We start from the raw sequence: 16,013 nt of genomic DNA, 5'->3' as shown, positions 1-16,013 counted from the left end.
AACTGTTCGCTTATCCCCTGAGCAGGGTCGATGCCCCACGGATGGACGTCTCATGCCCGGAATGAGCGCGCAAGGTGGCGACTCCCGGACTCAACTCGACAGAATCGGGTCTAACAGCGTGGCATACGCCTATGCCGGGGAACCCCAGCAGCCGCCAGTTCGGGATCTTCAGCAGGCGATTTTCGCTGTGCCTGGGGCAGGAGTAGTACGGCGGGAGAGGTTCGGCGGCTGTATGACCGAAACCCGGTTCGAGTCTGCGCCGGGCGGTTGCCGTGATTGGAGTGCGGGGTTCGCAACCACGGCCGGAGTAGCGATCATGGGTCGGACCAGGCCGCTTCGTGTAGCTCGGCAAGCAGGGCGCGCAGGTTGTCTTCGCCGTGACGGACTGCGGCAGTGAGGGCATCCAGGTGGGCTGCTGGGAGGTGTCCGGCACCGAACCCCGAGGCGGTGAGCACGCCGGCGACTTCCTGTTCCTGCTGCGGGGTCATGCGGGAGCGCATCCCGTGGTGCCCCATGACCTCTCGGGCAGCGTAGGCGTCCGTGCAGGCCACGCCGACGACAGTGGACCGCAGGTCGGAGTCGTACGCCGTGGGTCGGTCGGCGGCCAGGTCGAGCATGGTCAGGGCGAGCCGAGTCCGGAACGCTGCGGTCATCGGGTCGGGGTCGGTGATCAGCGCGAGAGTTTCCTGCCCCGCATGGTCCAGTTCGTCCTGTGGTGTCGGCGTGGTCGGAGGACGGCAGTAGACGCGCAGGATGGCGGCGACGGCGTTCTCCCAGGGCTCTGTAGGAACGCTGGAGTCGATCATGGTGGCGGCCTGCTGCGGAAGGCCCTGTTCCATCAGCGACATGATCGTGAGCTGGCGGCCGTCGAGAAGCCGCTGACCGACGCCGCGGTGCGCGGCCATGGATTCGGCCGCCTCGGTCCAACGGCCGACGCTCGCGAGGGCTCTGGCGCCGTCGATCAGCAGGGCGACCCACAGCTCCGTACAGATCGTGCGGTGGTCTGCGACGGTCCGGATCAACGGTGACAGGTCGACGGCGTGATCGCGGATGACGGTGGCGCCGCGCTGCTCGGCGGCCCGGTACAACTGCTGCAGCACCGCGAAGGCAGCGCTACCTTCACCTTCGCGGATCAGGAGCCGGGCGATGTTCACCAGCGGCATCAGCGACATCACGGCGATGTCCTGGTCCAGGCTCTCGGCTTCGGCGAAGACCTTGTGCTGCCGCCAGCACAGTTCGGCTGCCAGGTCGGGCATGCCGCTGTCGGAGGCGATGAGCGCGGAGAAATTGAGGACACCGCAGGCGCGGGCCACCCGCTTGGAGTGGTCCGCGCCGGGTGTTTCGGCGGTTAGTGCGGTGAGCTCTGCAATGCGCTTGTCCAGTGGAAGCCCGGGGGGTTTGGGTCGGCAGACCAGCGGGATACGGGCGGCGATCGCAGGGTTCATCACGCTGCTCCCCTTCCTACGGCCAGTCGATGACGAGTCGGCTGTTGGTCTTGTCGATGACGAAGCGTGAGTCAGCGGCCTTCAGCAGGTCGCGGTTGGCGGCCGTGGCCATGCGGAAGCCGGGGGCCGGGGCGTCGTTGCCGTAGTCGCGGTCCCATTCCTGGATCGCGGCGGCGACCTGCTCGGCGAGGTCGGTGGCGCGCGGGCCGTGACCGATGACGCCGATCTCCCAGAACCGGCCCACGGTGTCTTCACCCTCGCGGACGGTCAGATAGGCCAGGCTCTCGCCGTCGAGCGCCGCCATCGAACCCCACCCGAAATGCGGGGTGAACCCGGGCCGCCGACCAGGTACCCGAGACAGGCCGTTGGGCAGGACGCACGCCAACCACAGATAAACCCACTCCCAGGGTGAACCCTGCCGGAGCTTCACGCCCGTGTAGACCTGGTGGGAGGGCTCGTCCAGGACGGTCCGCATCGCCTCCCGGTCCACGAGCTGCTCACCGTAGGTTTCCAGCCGGACATTGCCCTCCCCGGCCATGGGGACCACCGTACGGACGTCATCACACACGCCTTTGCGCAGCGGGACGAACGTGGCCATCTCGCAGGAGACGGTTTTCCAGGTCTCGCCGTCGCGCTCGAAGGCGAAGGAGCGGGAGATACTGCCGCGGATCCGCATCGGGATGACGAGACGGCCGTCCGGGGCCAGTTGATTCAGGACGGGAAGGGGGATGTCACCGGCGCCCACGGTGAACTGGATCCGATCGAACGGGGCATGCTCGGGCAGACCGGCCGCGCCATCGGCCAGCAGCGCGGTCACGTTCGACGCTCCAGCAGCGGCCAGATGCTTCGCGGCGGTGTTAACGAGGTCAGTGTCGACGTCCACCGTCCACACGCGGCCGCCGGGGGCGACGAGCCGCCCGAGGAGGGCGGCGTTGTAGCCGGTGGCCGCCCCGGCCTCCAGGACCTTGTGGCCGGGCTCTGCGCCCAGTTGCTCCAGTTGGGTGGCGACGATCGACGGCGCGGAGATGCAGGAGATCATCTCGCCGTCTCGGTCGTTCTTCACCGACACGGCGTCATCGACGTAGGCGGCGACGACCTCGACGTCGGGGATGAACCGGTGGCGCTCGACGTCCCGGAAGGCGTCGATGATCTCAGGGGTGCGCAGGTGGCCGGAGCCGGTGAGCTTGTCCACCATGGTGTTGCGCAGCTCGGCGGGGTCGGTCGTAGTGATGGTGCTCTCCATCCTCTTGAAAATAAGGGTCACGGGTGCGGACTGACTGCTGGACACGGTGGCTGGGTCGCCGTCTCCGAAGGCGACGTTCCAGCCCAGCCAGGCCGCGGCAGCCTGCTCGGCCACGGGTGTGGCCGCGCGGTTGAAAGCGAAGATCGCGTGGTGGGCGAGGACCGCGCGCAGCCCTCGCCGGAGTTGCCCACTGGTCGCGAGCCGGGCCAGGCGGCGGCCGGCGTCCTCGAACGCGGCGACGCGGTCAGGCCAGCCGGGTTCGGTGGTGTCTCGCTTGGCGGCGTCGGCGTGCACGAGGCGCCGCATGGCAGTGATCGCAGACGCCTGGTAGGCCGCCTGCGGTGGGTCGATCGCCGGGCGGAGGTTGCCGAATGTCGCCCACACGTCGCTGATCTCGAACGGGTCGAGGCCCGCCGCGCGGTTCATGGTGGAGAGCAGCAGGATGCACCGCTCGCGGGCGTACGGGCTGCCGGTCTCGGCCAAGGCCGCGGGGCTGTCGGCGCACCACACCTCGTGGGCGATGGCCATACCCTGCTCGCCGCCGAAGGTTTCGATCTCCGGTTCGTAGATGCCGCCAACCCAACCGGCCGCGACCTCGTCGGCGACGAGCTGATCGAGCAGGTCGGCAGCGGGCCTCTCGGTGCGCAGCCGGAGATTGCCTTCCTTGCGCAGGAAGTGGAAACGCCGGCTGGACAGCGCGGCCGCGAGTGCGGTCGCAGCCTTCGGGGTCGCTCCGGCATCGCCGGGAAAGCGGATGGTGGCGTGCCACCACTTCGGTTCGTCGGGCAGCGGTAGGTTCTCGTCGTTCCAGTCCATGTCCTCGGTTCGCTCCTGCTCGGTTGTGGTGGCGGGTCAGTTGATCAACAGGGCGCGGGTCCAGCCGGTCACGTTGGAGCCCTTCAGCGCCATGACCGCCCCGGCCCGGCCTTCCATGAACCCGGGCTTGGACAGTGCGGGGATCCCCGCTTCCAACCTCTGGCGGGTCTGCCGGATGGGCTCGGCGAACCGGTCGGGGGTACGGCTGTCGGCGGCGAGGGCGGTCGTGACGGTCAGCAGCCCGGCCCAGCCGTGGCAGAGGGACGCATCGGTGACCCGGCTCAGGCGGGCCGGATCGGTGAGGGCGGCGAGGGCGAGTTCCTCGGCCTTCTGCCTGCGGGCGTCGTCGCCGAGCGCGCAGGCTGCCAGTTGCAGCGTGCGGGCGATACCAAGGTCCCCGTAGCACCAGGAGGGGCGCAGGGGCGGCGCCTGCAACGCCTCAGAGGTGAGCGGGTCCAGGGTGATCCAGTAGAAGGAGCCGAACTTCTCCAGCCAGGCCGTGAACGTCTTGATGGCGCCTATCTGGCCTTCCACCAGGACGCCGCGGCGGGCGGCGAGAGACAGCAGCGCCAACGGGCCGGCGATGCCGTGGGCCACCCCGTTGTTCGCGTGGCCACCGGTGATCTCCTCATGCGTGGGGCTGTCCGGCGACCACCACCCGGGCAGGACCTGGGCATTGGCTTCGACCGGGACTGCCAGCGTCACCAAGTAGGCCAGCACCTCCTGCAGCAGCGGCGGGGGCGAGTCTGCTCGGGCAAGCAGTACCACCCCCAGCCCGGTGAGCCCCCGGATGAGATCGAACTCTGCCAGTGCCGGGAGCCGGGTCGCCTTTTGTCGGCAGCGGGCCGCGGCGAGCCGGGCAGCCACGACCCGGTCGACGGCCGTCTGAACGGTCTGGTCGGCGCGCCCGGCACAGCCAAGCACGAACTCCAGGGCCGGGGCGCCATGGAACAGAGAAGCGTTGGAGCCGGTGCTGACGCCGCCGGCGACCGCCTCGGCCAGCAGAGGCCGGGCTGCGGCAAGGTTGCCGCGCTCGATGTGCAGCAACGCTATCCCCAGCGCGCCCTCGGCCAGGGCCTGCGTCGTGGGCGGGCTCATCGGCCCGCCTTGACCGCGACGACGATGCTGTGGGCCCGCCCGCCGATCCATCCATCCACGTCCGGCGGCGGCGCCTCGTAGAGCACCGCGATGGGGGAGCCGCACAGGTGCGTACGGAGGACGTCCAGGTCCATCTCCCTGGTGAGGTCCAGGGGCAGGCGCTGATCGTCCATGGCCAGGAGCACACGGTCAGGCACACCCGCCCGGCCGCGCCAGGCGTGCAGCTGCGCGGCCCACTCCTCCAGGGATGCCGCACGGCTAGGCAGGGCGCGGGCCCGAAGCTGCCAGCGGGCGGCAACGATGATGCTGCGCCGATAGTGCAGCCCCGGCGTGAACGGCAGCGTCCACGCCGCACCCCAGTCGAACCAGGTCACCTGCGGAGTCGCGGCCCGGCTGATCTCGGCCAGGAACCGGGCCAGCGGCGGGGTGAAGTTGTTCCACATGAAGTTGAGCGCGGTCGGCGCGAGCAGCTCCAGGCGCTCCCCGGTGGCGGCCACCGCGAGGTAGAGGTGGCTACCGCGCAGACCTACGACCAGATCAGAGGGGACGAAAACCTTGGCGTCGCTGCCCCGGTGCTCTCCGACGCTGACCAGCTTCGGCAGGACTTGCGGGGTGCGCGTGAGTAGGTCGGCCTCGACGCGGGAGGGATGGAACGATAACTGAGCCAGTTCCGCCACAGGGTCAACCGTGGGAAGGTCTACTTGCTCGGCGGCCTGCGGGAACAGGTGCCGGAATCGTCCCGTCATCGTGCCTGCCGCCCTGGAGACGGTGTGAACGCGAACGCGGAAGTCGCCTCGGTCGAGCGCCGGAAGCGAACGGGCTTGGACCTGTGCGCACACCTCGAAGTGCGGGGCCAGGGCGGTGGGTTCGCCTGCGGCCGCCTCCAACTCCTCGATGAGCGGCTCGGACAGGATCACCGTCCGGTGGCGTTCGACGGCGGCGGTCCCTGCGAGATCCAACAGCAGCCGGTCGCGCCGCGACATCGGTCGTGGCGGCTCGGACACCGAGCCGAACCCGTCAGGCAGGCCCAACCCGTTGTCCGGGTCAACGAGCTGCTCCAGGCCGACCTCGGCGTCTTCGCCCCATCGGGCAGCGAACTGCTCGGTGTAGCTCCGCCACGCCCGGGTGCCGGTTGGGTTGGCCGCGAGCCTGGCCAGCAAGGTCGCCACGGTTTCCATCTCGACCGCGACTGTCTCCGGCAGCCGAACCGTGGCGTCTAGCCGTAGATCCACGCACGCCTCCCGATCGCGGGCGTCCAAGGTGACGGCGGGCAGGACGGCTGCCGGGTCAACGACCGTGGCGGGGGCACGCAGTGCCGACAGCAGCAGCCGAAGCCGCAGCAGCTCCGCGAGAAACGCCGCCCGGTGGTGTTCCTCCACCTGCGGGAACTCTGCGGCGAGTTTTCCCGCGAGCGCCGCATACCGGATGGGTGACGTGGCCGCCTGGAGAACGAGCGTCAGCGCAGGCGTCAGCGCGAGGGAGAACTCCGACGCGCCCTCGGACGGCACGAAGACGTGGCCGCCGCGCACATACGCCAGGTTGTTGACGCACACCTCGACGGTCGCCATCGACGCGCCGTCGGCCTCCTGGGCGCTGATCACCTTGTCCAGCGCCCGGGGGTCGGCTCGGGTGACGGTCTCGTGGTTCTCCCCGACCAGTACGGCGGATGTCTCGCCGAAGTCGACCAGGCAGACGCCGGCGAACAGGCCGAACGGCGTGGACCGGTGCTCATACCTGATGGCGTACCGGGCGACCGCGAGTGCGGCGCGACGCGCCCGGCGAGCGTTCGACAACCGCCCGTCCAGAACTGCCTCCACCTGGCGGGCCAGGTGGAGGCTGGCACTGGAGACCGCGCGCCGGAACGTGTCATCGGCCCAGATCGGGCCGAGCCAGGAACGCCACTGCTCGGGGGACGCGGCGGGCCCCGGCCACTGCGGCAGGGCGGGGGCGGAAAGGTTCACCGCCGCGCGCAGCATCCCGGCGCCCGTGCACCGGTACAGGGTCCGCCGCGACCGCGTCATCACTCACGCTCCGTTCTGGGGAAGAAGGAGGCGCGGGCCCGTACGGACCCGCGCCCCGCGGACTACGAGGTCGTGCAGGCGCTCGGGCAGGAGGTTCCGCAGTTGTCGCCGGTGGTGCACATCAGCACTGTGTCGGCCGCCGGGGTGTTCTCGATGAATTCGATGTTGAGGGCGAACGGGTCGAACGTCTCTCCCGTGTCGACCGTGGCCGTCTCCTCCGGGGTCAGAGTGCTCATGTCTCTACTCCTTGTCCTGTTTCGGGTTCCTGATGTGGGGTGTCCACGCCAGCCGGGCAGGGGCATGGTCAGCCCGCTTCCGCCTGGTTCACGTACGGGTCGGCCTCGTACCATTCGCCGCGGCTGGTGTGGTCAAGGTGGTGCTTGCGCACCAGGGCGGCGTACATCTGGATGACGTCGCGGTAGGCCCGGCCTCGGCTGGTTTGCTCGTGCCCGCGCCTGTCGGCGGGACGGAGCACGAAGAACTCGCCGCCCTCCGACGCCAGTTCGTATCGGCCGCAGCACGAGGTGTGTCTAACCCGGAGGATGGCGCCGTGTGACGTGTACGGCTCCCACTCGGGGGTGGGGCCCTCCTGCTTGACCGCCTGCGGCTGGAGGGTTCTCGTCATCTTCGTCTGCTCTCTCCACGGGGCGTGCGGCCCGCTGGGGGAGGAAGGCGGACAACCTGCACTCCTCGACAGGGTGCCCGCCTTACCCCGCCTGGTCGGCCCGCTGGCGAGCCTGCGCGCTCGCCACGTGGGAAGGGTCCGGCCAGGGTCTGGAGCCCGCCGCCCACGACGGCCTCCCGGGGCACATCGTGGGCGGCGGGTCGTAGGGGGCGCGGGGCAGCATGGGCGCCAGGTAGGGGCATGGGCCCGCGCCGGAGTACGTGGACGGCCGCACGTTGTGAGCCTGCTCGGCTGTCCACGCCAAGACGAGGAGGAGCAAAACGGCCACCCGGCGACCGCCAGGAACGCGTCACTGTACGTGAACACGATGCGCTCCCACCTGGTGTGGTCTGGGGCCCCGAGGTCTTCCGGGCCGGCGGGGTGCCGCCGGGTCCGGTGATCGTCTCGGGGCCGCCTCTGGCAGATCCTCACGGCCACCCAGGACGGGTGTGGTGGGTGGCCGGTCCGCGGTCATGGCGCGCGGGGAGGCCCGCCAGAGATCAAGTTCAGCTTCCTGCATGCGCTGCCACAGCTCGGTGGCGCTGCGCCCCATGACGGTGCGACATAGCCGCGGGTCGGAGCACTCCCACGCCTGCAGGACCCGCCAGTACGGGCGCCACAGGACAACCCAGCGGGGCGCCCGCGCCTGTATCAGTTCGGCGACCTCGACGGCGCCGGGGTCATACCGGGGCTGCATCGAGCACTTCACGAAGGTGTGCGGGGAGGCGACAGCCCGCGCGACAGCCGCTGCGTTCTCCTGGACGACCTCGGTTACCCCAGGAATCGCCCCCTTCAGCTTGCCGGCGGCTGCACGGTCGGCCTCGAAGCCGTTCTTGTCGGAGCCTGCGAGCGCGGCGTACGTGCGCTCTACCGTTGGCACGTTCGGGTTGAATTCGCTGCCGGGCGGTGGTGCGACGAAGGTGTCAATCATCATCGGGTCCTTGGCGAGTTGGTTCGAGTTGGCCATGGGGAACGGCGCGGGCCAGAGTCACGACCGGTCGGCCGGCGGAAGGGCCAGTGGTACGGAGGGCTCCCCGCACGACCAGCAGCCGCGCCCCAATCGCGTTCAGCTGTTCCCGCCGCCGAGTCGCGACGGGCTTCTCGCCCAGGTGGTGCGTAGTGGGCAGAACCACCCCGTAGGCGCCGGACATGAGAAGGACGTCCAGCAGGCCGGCGAAGGCCGGGTCGTCCGACGATGCGGCCCCTCGATCGGTGAAGATGCCGCAGAGCTGCAGTTCGTGCTGCTCGCAGTATTGGGCGAGGGCCACCGTCAGGGCGGCGTGCCGCTCGGGCGTCGAACGATGCAGCCGCAGGTACCCGTAGACGATTGGGCCGTCCACATCGTGTTGTTCGGTGAGTGTCCACAAGGTAGCCGTCCTTACCGTGGCTGGGGCTTACGGCTCGCTCTTTGAGCATGGCCAGCCCCAACCCCGCTGGATACGACCCGCTGTCGCACTTGCGTCGCACTTCCGTAGGCCCTCGGTACCTCTACGTGCTTCCATGGCCGTGGAAGGGAGCAGCGACGTGACGACCGTGCATGAGTGGACCGGCCTCGAAGCGCGTGCACTTCGCCGAGCCCTGCGGATGAGCGTGCGGGTGTTCGCGCAGCACCTCGGCGTGGCTCCCCGCACCGTGGCGAAGTGGGACCAGCTCGGTACCACTACTCGGCCACGTCCGGACACCCAAGCCATCCTGGACACAGCGCTCGCCCGCGCGAATTCGGCGACTCACCTGCGGTTCGAGACGCTGCTCTTGGAACTCGGCCAGGACGTGGACCAAGGGCTGAGAGTCACTCGGATGGGACCACGGGCCTGGGACTACGAGACCTGGACGGACGACCTTGACCGGGCTGTGGTCGCTCTCAGCCGCCAGAGCTTCAGCTACGCCACCGACCTGCTGAACCGATGGCTCACCCGCTACGACCCGCACGCTTTGGACGACAAAGGTCTTTACCTGTTCGCACGATCGACGACGCTGTTCGGCGACCTCCAGCGCGACCAAGGAGCAGTCGCCGGCCCATTGTCCGCTCGCCGCTCCTACCTCAACGCCCGATCGATCTACGGACAGCTCGACATCCCCCGTCGTATCGCGCAGCTCGACCTTTCTTTGGCGGTGGTCGCCGAGATGGGGGGCCGGTTGGACGAGGCCGCCAAGGAATATGAGGCGCTGGCGGTGGACGACCGGCTCTCACCACGCGACAGGGCGCGAGCCCGGCTGTGGGTGGGGACCGCCCTGAGCAAGAACGACAAGAACGACTACGCCGCCCGCCTGATGACGACCGCCATCCGCGAGTTCGAGAACCTCGGCGAACCCGAGGACTGGTCCGTCGCGCACCAGAAACTCGCTCTGGCCCACCGTGGCGCAGGGAACCTCTCAGAGGCGCTACGCCTGATCGACCTCGCCCGCGCCACCGCGGTCACCGATGCGCCCATGCAGCGGGTCCGGCTGGAGACGGCTTACGGGCACGTCCTGCTTTCGGATCGGGCCACCGTGGATGATGGGGTGGTGATCCTCGACCGTGCCGCACGCGAGGCCGCGCAGCACGGGCTCGCGCACCAACTGCGCAGCATCGAGGGCATCCAGCGGACCATCCAGGGGGAGATCCGCCTTTCTCTGCCACGGCGACCAGGGAGCAACCGAGTGAGCGTCAAGCAGCAGGTCATCACCGACGAGCAGTGGCAGCACGCCCACACCATCTGGGACTACCACCAGATGCACCACGATCTGAGCCGGTGTGACGTGGCCATCGGTCTGGGTAGCCACGATCTGGGGGTGGCACGCGCGGCAGTCGACTTGCACCGCGCCGGTTGGTTCCCGCTGCTCGTCTTCTCCGGTGCCACCAGCACCACTACAGCGGCGCGCTTCCCCCGAGGCGAGGCCGTCCACTACCGCGAGCACGCGCTCGACCTCGGCATGTCCGACGAGGCGATTCTGCTGGAGCCGAACGCCACCAACACCGGCCAGAACATCGCACTGTCCCGCCAGGTGTTGGCCGATGCGGGTATTCGGCCCGGTTCGGTGCTCCTGATCTCCAAGCCGTACATGGAGCGTCGGGCCTACGCCACGGCACGAAAGGTATGGCCCGAGGTCGAGGTGGTGTGCGCCTCCGAGCCGCTTGAGCTGGATGACTACGTCAGCTCGATCGGTGATCCGAAGTTGGTCATCGACATGCTCGTCGGCGACCTCCAGCGCGTGATCGAGTACCCCAAGCTCGGCTACGCCATCGAGCAGCCCGTCCCAGGAGAGGTCCATGACGCCTACCAGGCTCTTCTCCGCGCCGGATTCGACAGCAGGCTCCTTACGCCCTGACCTGCCGTACGGCGAGGTGTGCGCCATCCACCAGCCCAACCTCTTCCCCCGACTGGTGACGCTGGCCAAGCTGTTCGCCGCCGACTACTGGATCGTCCTGGACGACGTGCAGTTCGCACGCAGGGACTACCAGCACCGCGCGCGCCTCGCCTCGCTCGACGGCTCGTGGCAGCCGCAGTGGCTCTCCGTTTCCACCCATCTGCCATACGGCCGCTCCACCTCCATCCGCGGAGCGCGTCTGGCCGATCCCATTCGCTGCCGGCGCCGTGTCGCTCAGCTCCTCGCCGATCACTACCGGCACAGTGCCTACTGGCCGTCGTTCAAGAGGAGGCTCGAACCCGTACTCGCCGCGTTCGAGAGCACGGATCGCCTGGCGGACGTGACGGAGCTGTCCACCCGCCTGCTGCTGGAGGAGGTCGGGTGGCGGGGGCAGATCCTGCACAGCAGCGATCTGCTCGCACCCGGTGAACGTTCGCAACGCCTGGCCGACCTGGCCTGGTTGACAGGCGCCACAACCTACCTGTGCGGGACCGGGGGCATGCGATACCTGGACCCGGCCGCTTTCCGGGTCCACTCGATCGAGGTTCTCCCGTTTCAGGCCCGCGGATCGGGCATATGGGCATCCGCCCGGGAGGTGAGCGCGGTACACGCCCTGATGCTCGTCGGGTCGGGCGCTCTGAGGCGGGAACTGGAGGCCCTGCGCGTACGAGTCCTTGAGGACGATCCCCGATCTGGTGCCTAGCCCTGCTGGGCTTTGGAGATCGGTTCGCACTCCTCGCCATGCCGGGCTCATGGCACTCCGGTTCCTCGGCAAGGGTCCCGACAGCCCCGACGGTGACTCGCCAACCGTCTGGGAGGACGGCGACGACTACATCCTGCAGGGCTTCACCATCATCGACACCGCCACTCTCCAGCATGTGGGGGACATGCTCGAGGGCGAGACGTTGATCTGCTTCCCCAAGCGCCTGATGCAGTTCTTCTCGGAGGTAGCCGGTGGCTGGTTATGACGACTTAAGATGGCCCCACTCAGCGGCTTAGGTTCTAACGCTCGTCGCAACACTCGGCCCGAGGGATGTTGCAGTGACCGAGCCGTTTCGTCGGCCTAAAAAGCGTGGACCCGCACCGTAGGCGGATAAACGTGATCAATGCCTTCGCCTCATGGCGCAGGTGGTCCTCGTTCACCTGGAGAAGACCGACGCCGGGAAGCTCGACCTCCAGCCAGCGCAGGAACGCGGCGGTGTCGTCCAGACGGGCGCGGCGGGTGGTGACGGCCTTGCCTGCGCGCAGCCAGGCCGTGACCGTCGACCATTCGGCGGGGGCGCGAGCTGTGCGGCAACGCTGGGTTTTACAACGCAGATCGGTAAGGGGTCTGTCGCCGCTCAGCAACAGACCCCGCTGTCAGGTCATACCGATGTGCGTGGAGTGTTTGGCGATTGCCCTATTCGTCGTAGCCGGGCTGAACCCGCGCCGCCATCCGTGCCATTCGGAGCGCCGACTCGTACACCGGCATCGTCTTGATGATGTCGGCGAGGGCGTTGTGCTCGTTCAGTATCTTGGCCAACCCAGACGACTGCGCCACGGACTGCTGCGCGATCCGGGCGATGGCGCTCACCCCGGTCAGGCCGGCCATATGGTGAGATGCTCGAGAGCGGCGAGAGCGGGAAGCCTGCTCGCGTCGGCGGTTCAACTCGCGCGCCGCCTGCGTATAGGTGAGGCCGGTCTCGGCCATCAGAACGCGGATCTCGCGTTGACGCTTACGCTTCTGGCTGGACATTCGAATCCTTCCAGCGAAGTCCCCACGTCACTCCACTGACAATGATCTGTGTCCAGCGAGTGTTTGGGTCGTGCGCGTCGGAGCCGCTTGTCCTCAGCGCTGTCGTGACGTGGGCACGATCAGCTCGGAGTCGGGCCAGCACGGTGGCCTGCCGCCGATGGTACCAGGTCATCTGATCTTGTGCGCAACACCGATACGCCGTAGCTCCCTGCAACGTACGGGAACCGGTCAGTCGGGCAAGGTGAGCCAGCCGCGGCGGCGTAGTGTCACGGCGCGCTGGCTGTACCAGGCAGAGCAGTAGCGGCGGATCCTGGCGGTGGTGAAGTTCATCGCGGCCAAGGGCTGGGCGCAGACCAGGCAGCAGCCGGCCGGGACGGGCGCGACGAGGTCGGCCAGGAGACGCTCGACGTCGGCGAGCTGGTGAGGCAGAGGATCGTCGTCGGCCCGGCAGCCCTCGTACGCCAGCAGGGTGGCGAACACGGTGCGCAGCTCGACCAGGTCGCGGCGCCGGGTGCCGAGCAGGGCGAGGTAGTCCTCCAGCGGCCAGTTGATGAACGTCCCCGCGCGGCTGAGGTAGACGGCGACCTGGTCGATGCGGTGGGCGTCGGTGTAGTCCATCAGGGTGTAGCCGAGCAGCTGCTGGATGGTGACCAGGTCGAAGGCGTGGATGTTGCGGGTGCTCTTGAACTCCACCAGGACGCCGTCGGCGATCAGGTCGGCGTCGGCCGAGACGTACGCGCTGCCGTCGAAGGTCGGCCCGGGGCGGCACAGCTCGGCCGGGGTGCGCGCCCGTAGCCGGTTCAGGGCGCCGTCCTCGGCGGCGTGCAGCTGGGCGAGCAGGTCGTCGACCAGGTGGCGGTGCGGCACAGCCAGCAGCGTCTTGAGGGTGAACCCGCGGGGGTCGGCGAGCGCGGCCTTGCACAGCGGGGTGTCGGGGAAGGCGAAGGGGTTGCGGTAGTTCAGGGCGTACCAGGCTGCGGCCAGCAGCATCCGCGCGAGGCGCTCTTCGTCGTCGTCGGCGCGCATCATCGGCTGGCCACGGCCATCGAGCTGGAGTTCGGCGACGGCGGTGGTGAGCTGCTCGGCGAGCTGCTGGCCGACCTCGGCGATAACCTGCCAGGGCTGGCCGCGCAGAGTCCGGGCGGTGAGGAGACAGTTCTTGATGCCGTCCACGGTGGCGGCGTCGACTGGCTCGGCGCAGGTGAAGGCGAGCCGCAGTCGTTGGTCGATGGCGGTGCCCACGGTGCCGGCCTCATATCCGACGCCCTCGCCGGGAAGGATCGGCGGGTGCAGCGGAAGTCGGGCCCGGTAGTTCGCACGCAACCGCGTGCTGCCCGCTGTCACTTCTCGATCCAGGAACCGGCGCAGCGGAGTGCGCGGTGATTTCAACCCCGATGTGAGGCTCATCTCTTCACCGTAAGCACGAGAACGATCCTCGACGAGGGGTGAAACGGAGCCTTTACCGGTATACGAACAACCCGGGAAAGTGGCCGATGAACCGACAAAGACGAACTATCCGGGCACGCCAACCGGCGCCGAACACCTGCCGGTGACCCGCGAGATAGGCCGGCAGCGAACCCTCGGCGGACTCGTCATCGACCGCGCGCTGTCGGTACGATCCGCGATCAGGACCCCTGATTGCCTATCTTGCTGACGCAATGCAGGTCAGCGACTAACCTTCGATGGCCGGTCACGATTGGCCATCGCTGACGGCCATCACGCTGTGAAGGCCGCGTGGACCGATCAGCCTGAAGACATGAGGAAGTGGCCAGGTTTTCCCCGGTTCGTGCTCGCGATACTGGGCGTGGTCCTGGTCGCGGGGCTGACCTGGGTGCTCGGTCCAGGAGCGGCGTGGGTACTGGAGCACTTCGACAGGGTGCACGGCCTGGCCGGTAAGGACCTGGCGGCGGCGCTGGACGCGATCCGCGGGCGGGCGCTGACGATCGCCACCGGGTTGATCGCGCTGGTGGCCGTGTACTACACCGCGCGCAACGCCGCGACCGCGCGCCGCGCCTTCGAGTTGAGCGAGCAAGGTCACCGGTTGAGCGAGCAGGGCCAGGTGACCGATCGCTACACCAAGGCCATCGAGCAGCTCGGTTCCGACAAGCTCGACATCCGACTGGGTGGCATCTACGCGCTAGAGCGGATAGCTCGCGACCACCCGACCGTCATGGAGGTGCTGGCGGCCTTCGTCCGCGAGCACTCCCAAGACGTCGAGACCGACGAAGCGGGGGATGCGCAACCTCGCGATCCGAGTTTGAGAACCGATCTGCAAGCTGCGGTTACCGTCATCGGCCGACGCGCCGTCGACCAGGACGCACCCGGTGCGAGGATCAACTTCGCCGGCGCGCACCTCAACCACGCAGACTTCACCAACGCGAACTTCACCGATGCGAACTTCAACAGCGCGCACCTCAACCACGCGGACCTTACCAACGCGAAACTCACTCGCGCGAGCCTCAACAGCGCGCAGCTCGTCAACGCCAATCTCGCTGAGGCGAGGCTCACCTGTGCGGACTTCACCGATGCGAGACTCCGCCGCGCCAACCTCGCCAGCGCGGAACTCGACACTGCGGACTTCACCCGCGCGATCCTCATCCTCGCGAACCTGACTGGCGCGAACCTCATGGATGCGAACTTCGGCCACGCGGTCCTCAAGGGCGCGAACCTCGTCGACGTGGACCTCACCGGCGCGACCCTCGCTAACGCGACGCTCGTTGACGCGGACTTCACTCGTGCGGATCTCACCCGCACGATCCTCACCAGCGCGGACCTCACCGGTGTGGTGGGCCTGCCCGCGCAATAGTGGTTGCCAGTCTTGAAAGGTGTCTGAAGCGGCGCCGAATGCGCAGCGATGAGCAGTGGCCGGGGCCGGTCGTGTCGCCGCAGATTTCGTCGCTCGCCGGTGCTCGCCGTGGTGGGCGACGAATCACGCGCCCTCACGGCGGGGCCGGTCTGCTTGCGCACGAGCCTCGCGCGCCTGGTGTGCGGCACGGACCTTGTCGGCCAGGCGCTGGAGCCCATCTTCGATGACGGGCATGCCCGCCCGGCCGCCAGTGGGTGTGGAAGCCTCCAGGGCGGCGGCCTTGACCGGCTTCCAGCCCGAGGGCACCCCTTACGAGGCCGTACCCTCATCCCCGGCCTCCTTCGCTTTCAGCTCTAGGAGACGGTCTCGGACATGGAGAAGGGCAAGGACCGCCAGCACGGCCTTGACCAGCAGTAGGGAGAGGACCAGCGCGCCTCCGCCCCAGTTGTGGTGAATCAGAACCAGTAGGTACACCCCGATCACGGCACATATCACCGCTAGAACCAGGCTCACCCGCGACCACAACGCGCTCCTGATCTCGTCCACGATCTGATCAGACCTCCTGTCGATAGTCGATGCGCGGACCTCATCTTTACGCACCGCCCAGAGCCTGAGCAGGGGCCGGAACATTGATCTCACCCTGCCGCTGCCAAGTCAGAACCGACGAGGAAACCCGGGGCAGGTGAGGTGGAGGTGGGACACGTTTCGCTCGCATTCCCACCCCCTCGTTGGCCGGACAGCACTAGGTCCTGTTTCGTGGATCACTGAACGTGAATGGCGCGACCCGTGTCTTGGGCCTCGCTGGGTCCTCGCGCTGCGCGCATATCACGCTCAGGC

15 protein-coding genes are annotated in these 16,013 nt (G+C 68.3%); 4 read left to right on the top strand and 11 right to left on the bottom strand.

Features of this window, described 5'->3' with window-relative positions; genetic code table 11:
* Window positions 1-314 precede the first annotated feature (314 nt).
* The 8 genes from AB0F88_RS44030 to AB0F88_RS43995 form a co-directional block, all read right to left on the bottom strand.
* Window positions 315-1,445, bottom strand: a complete 1,131-nt coding sequence (locus tag AB0F88_RS44030) for a hypothetical protein (protein WP_362698571.1) — start codon at window positions 1,443-1,445, stop codon at window positions 315-317.
* 16 nt (window positions 1,446-1,461) lie between these two features.
* Entirely contained in the window at window positions 1,462-3,504 is a 2,043-nt protein-coding gene (gene fxlM, locus AB0F88_RS44025) for a methyltransferase, FxLD system (RefSeq protein WP_362698568.1), read from the bottom strand.
* 36 nt (window positions 3,505-3,540) lie between these two features.
* Window positions 3,541-4,602, bottom strand: coding sequence for a lanthionine synthetase C family protein (locus AB0F88_RS44020; protein ID WP_362698565.1), 1,062 nt, complete (start codon window positions 4,600-4,602; stop codon window positions 3,541-3,543).
* Window positions 4,599-6,623 (bottom strand): lantibiotic dehydratase family protein, encoded by a 2,025-nt coding sequence (locus tag AB0F88_RS44015; protein ID WP_362698563.1) that lies wholly within the window; start codon window positions 6,621-6,623, stop codon window positions 4,599-4,601. Before AB0F88_RS44015 ends, AB0F88_RS44020 begins: the two co-directional genes overlap by 4 nt.
* Window positions 6,624-6,685: 62 nt before the next feature.
* Complete coding sequence (locus AB0F88_RS44010) at window positions 6,686-6,859, bottom strand: FxLD family lanthipeptide (protein WP_108724510.1); 174 nt, start codon at window positions 6,857-6,859, stop codon at window positions 6,686-6,688.
* A gap of 68 nt (window positions 6,860-6,927) precedes the next feature.
* Complete coding sequence (locus AB0F88_RS44005; protein ID WP_362698559.1) at window positions 6,928-7,248, bottom strand: hypothetical protein; 321 nt, start codon at window positions 7,246-7,248, stop codon at window positions 6,928-6,930.
* A 349-nt stretch (window positions 7,249-7,597) separates the two neighbouring features.
* A complete protein-coding gene (locus AB0F88_RS44000) occupies window positions 7,598-8,218 on the bottom strand; it encodes a hypothetical protein (protein ID WP_362698556.1) in 621 nt (206 codons plus the stop codon).
* Window positions 8,211-8,654, bottom strand: a complete 444-nt coding sequence (locus tag AB0F88_RS43995; protein ID WP_362698553.1) for a recombinase family protein — start codon at window positions 8,652-8,654, stop codon at window positions 8,211-8,213. The genes AB0F88_RS44000 and AB0F88_RS43995 overlap by 8 nt, the downstream gene beginning before the upstream one ends.
* 157 nt (window positions 8,655-8,811) lie before the next feature.
* Between AB0F88_RS43995 and AB0F88_RS43990 the strand changes: the two genes are divergently transcribed.
* Genes AB0F88_RS43990 through AB0F88_RS43980 form a run of 3 tightly spaced genes read left to right on the top strand, consistent with a single transcriptional unit; the run spans window position 8,812 to window position 11,603 of the window.
* On the top strand, window positions 8,812-10,596 hold the full coding sequence (locus AB0F88_RS43990) for an ElyC/SanA/YdcF family protein (protein ID WP_362698550.1): 1,785 nt from the start codon (window positions 8,812-8,814) through the stop codon (window positions 10,594-10,596).
* On the top strand, window positions 10,538-11,338 hold the full coding sequence (locus AB0F88_RS43985; RefSeq protein ID WP_362698547.1) for a WbqC family protein: 801 nt from the start codon (window positions 10,538-10,540) through the stop codon (window positions 11,336-11,338). The genes AB0F88_RS43990 and AB0F88_RS43985 overlap by 59 nt, the downstream gene beginning before the upstream one ends.
* A gap of 49 nt (window positions 11,339-11,387) precedes the next feature.
* On the top strand, window positions 11,388-11,603 hold the full coding sequence (locus AB0F88_RS43980) for a hypothetical protein (RefSeq protein WP_362698544.1): 216 nt from the start codon (window positions 11,388-11,390) through the stop codon (window positions 11,601-11,603).
* Between the two features lie 431 nt (window positions 11,604-12,034).
* Here AB0F88_RS43980 and AB0F88_RS43975 read toward each other — a convergent pair whose 3' ends face one another.
* Both AB0F88_RS43975 and AB0F88_RS43970 read right to left on the bottom strand, forming a co-directional pair.
* Window positions 12,035-12,370 (bottom strand): hypothetical protein, encoded by a 336-nt coding sequence (locus AB0F88_RS43975; RefSeq protein ID WP_362698541.1) that lies wholly within the window; start codon window positions 12,368-12,370, stop codon window positions 12,035-12,037.
* A 228-nt stretch (window positions 12,371-12,598) separates the two neighbouring features.
* Window positions 12,599-13,777, bottom strand: a complete 1,179-nt coding sequence (locus AB0F88_RS43970; protein WP_362698538.1) for a hypothetical protein — start codon at window positions 13,775-13,777, stop codon at window positions 12,599-12,601.
* Window positions 13,778-14,126: 349 nt separating this feature from the next.
* Between AB0F88_RS43970 and AB0F88_RS43965 the strand changes: the two genes are divergently transcribed.
* Window positions 14,127-15,176 carry a pentapeptide repeat-containing protein gene (locus AB0F88_RS43965; RefSeq protein ID WP_362698535.1) on the top strand — a complete coding sequence of 350 codons (1,050 nt, stop codon included), beginning with the start codon at window positions 14,127-14,129 and terminating at the stop codon, window positions 15,174-15,176.
* A 309-nt stretch (window positions 15,177-15,485) separates the two neighbouring features.
* Here the strand turns inward: AB0F88_RS43965 and AB0F88_RS43960 are convergent, their stop codons facing one another.
* Window positions 15,486-15,722 carry a hypothetical protein gene (locus tag AB0F88_RS43960; protein WP_362698532.1) on the bottom strand — a complete coding sequence of 79 codons (237 nt, stop codon included), beginning with the start codon at window positions 15,720-15,722 and terminating at the stop codon, window positions 15,486-15,488.
* Window positions 15,723-16,013 lie beyond the last annotated feature (291 nt).

The sequence above is a fragment of the Streptosporangium sp. NPDC023963 genome, assembly GCF_040639135.1.
GTDB lineage: Bacteria > Actinomycetota > Actinomycetes > Streptosporangiales > Streptosporangiaceae > Streptosporangium.
The sequence above is the reverse complement of the archived record's forward strand: the minus strand, read 5'-3'. Positions and strand labels throughout refer to the sequence as shown.

Bases quoted from the DNA above. Each gene is read 5' to 3' on its own strand.
- AB0F88_RS44030 (WP_362698571.1), bottom strand. From the start codon at position 1,445: ATGAACCCTGCGATCGCCGCCCGTATCCCGCTGGTCTGCCGACCCAAA.
- fxlM (WP_362698568.1), bottom strand. From the start codon at position 3,504: ATGGACTGGAACGACGAGAACCTACCGCTGCCCGACGAACCGAAGTGG.
- AB0F88_RS44020 (WP_362698565.1), bottom strand. From the start codon at position 4,602: ATGAGCCCGCCCACGACGCAGGCCCTGGCCGAGGGCGCGCTGGGGATA.
- AB0F88_RS44015 (WP_362698563.1), bottom strand. From the start codon at position 6,623: ATGACGCGGTCGCGGCGGACCCTGTACCGGTGCACGGGCGCCGGGATG.
- AB0F88_RS44010 (WP_108724510.1), bottom strand. From the start codon at position 6,859: ATGAGCACTCTGACCCCGGAGGAGACGGCCACGGTCGACACGGGAGAG.
- AB0F88_RS44005 (WP_362698559.1), bottom strand. From the start codon at position 7,248: ATGACGAGAACCCTCCAGCCGCAGGCGGTCAAGCAGGAGGGCCCCACC.
- AB0F88_RS44000 (WP_362698556.1), bottom strand. From the start codon at position 8,218: ATGATTGACACCTTCGTCGCACCACCGCCCGGCAGCGAATTCAACCCG.
- AB0F88_RS43985 (WP_362698547.1), top strand. From the start codon at position 10,538: ATGACGCCTACCAGGCTCTTCTCCGCGCCGGATTCGACAGCAGGCTCC.
- AB0F88_RS43980 (WP_362698544.1), top strand. From the start codon at position 11,388: ATGGCACTCCGGTTCCTCGGCAAGGGTCCCGACAGCCCCGACGGTGAC.
- AB0F88_RS43975 (WP_362698541.1), bottom strand. From the start codon at position 12,370: ATGTCCAGCCAGAAGCGTAAGCGTCAACGCGAGATCCGCGTTCTGATG.
- AB0F88_RS43970 (WP_362698538.1), bottom strand. From the start codon at position 13,777: ATGAGCCTCACATCGGGGTTGAAATCACCGCGCACTCCGCTGCGCCGG.
- AB0F88_RS43965 (WP_362698535.1), top strand. From the start codon at position 14,127: ATGAGGAAGTGGCCAGGTTTTCCCCGGTTCGTGCTCGCGATACTGGGC.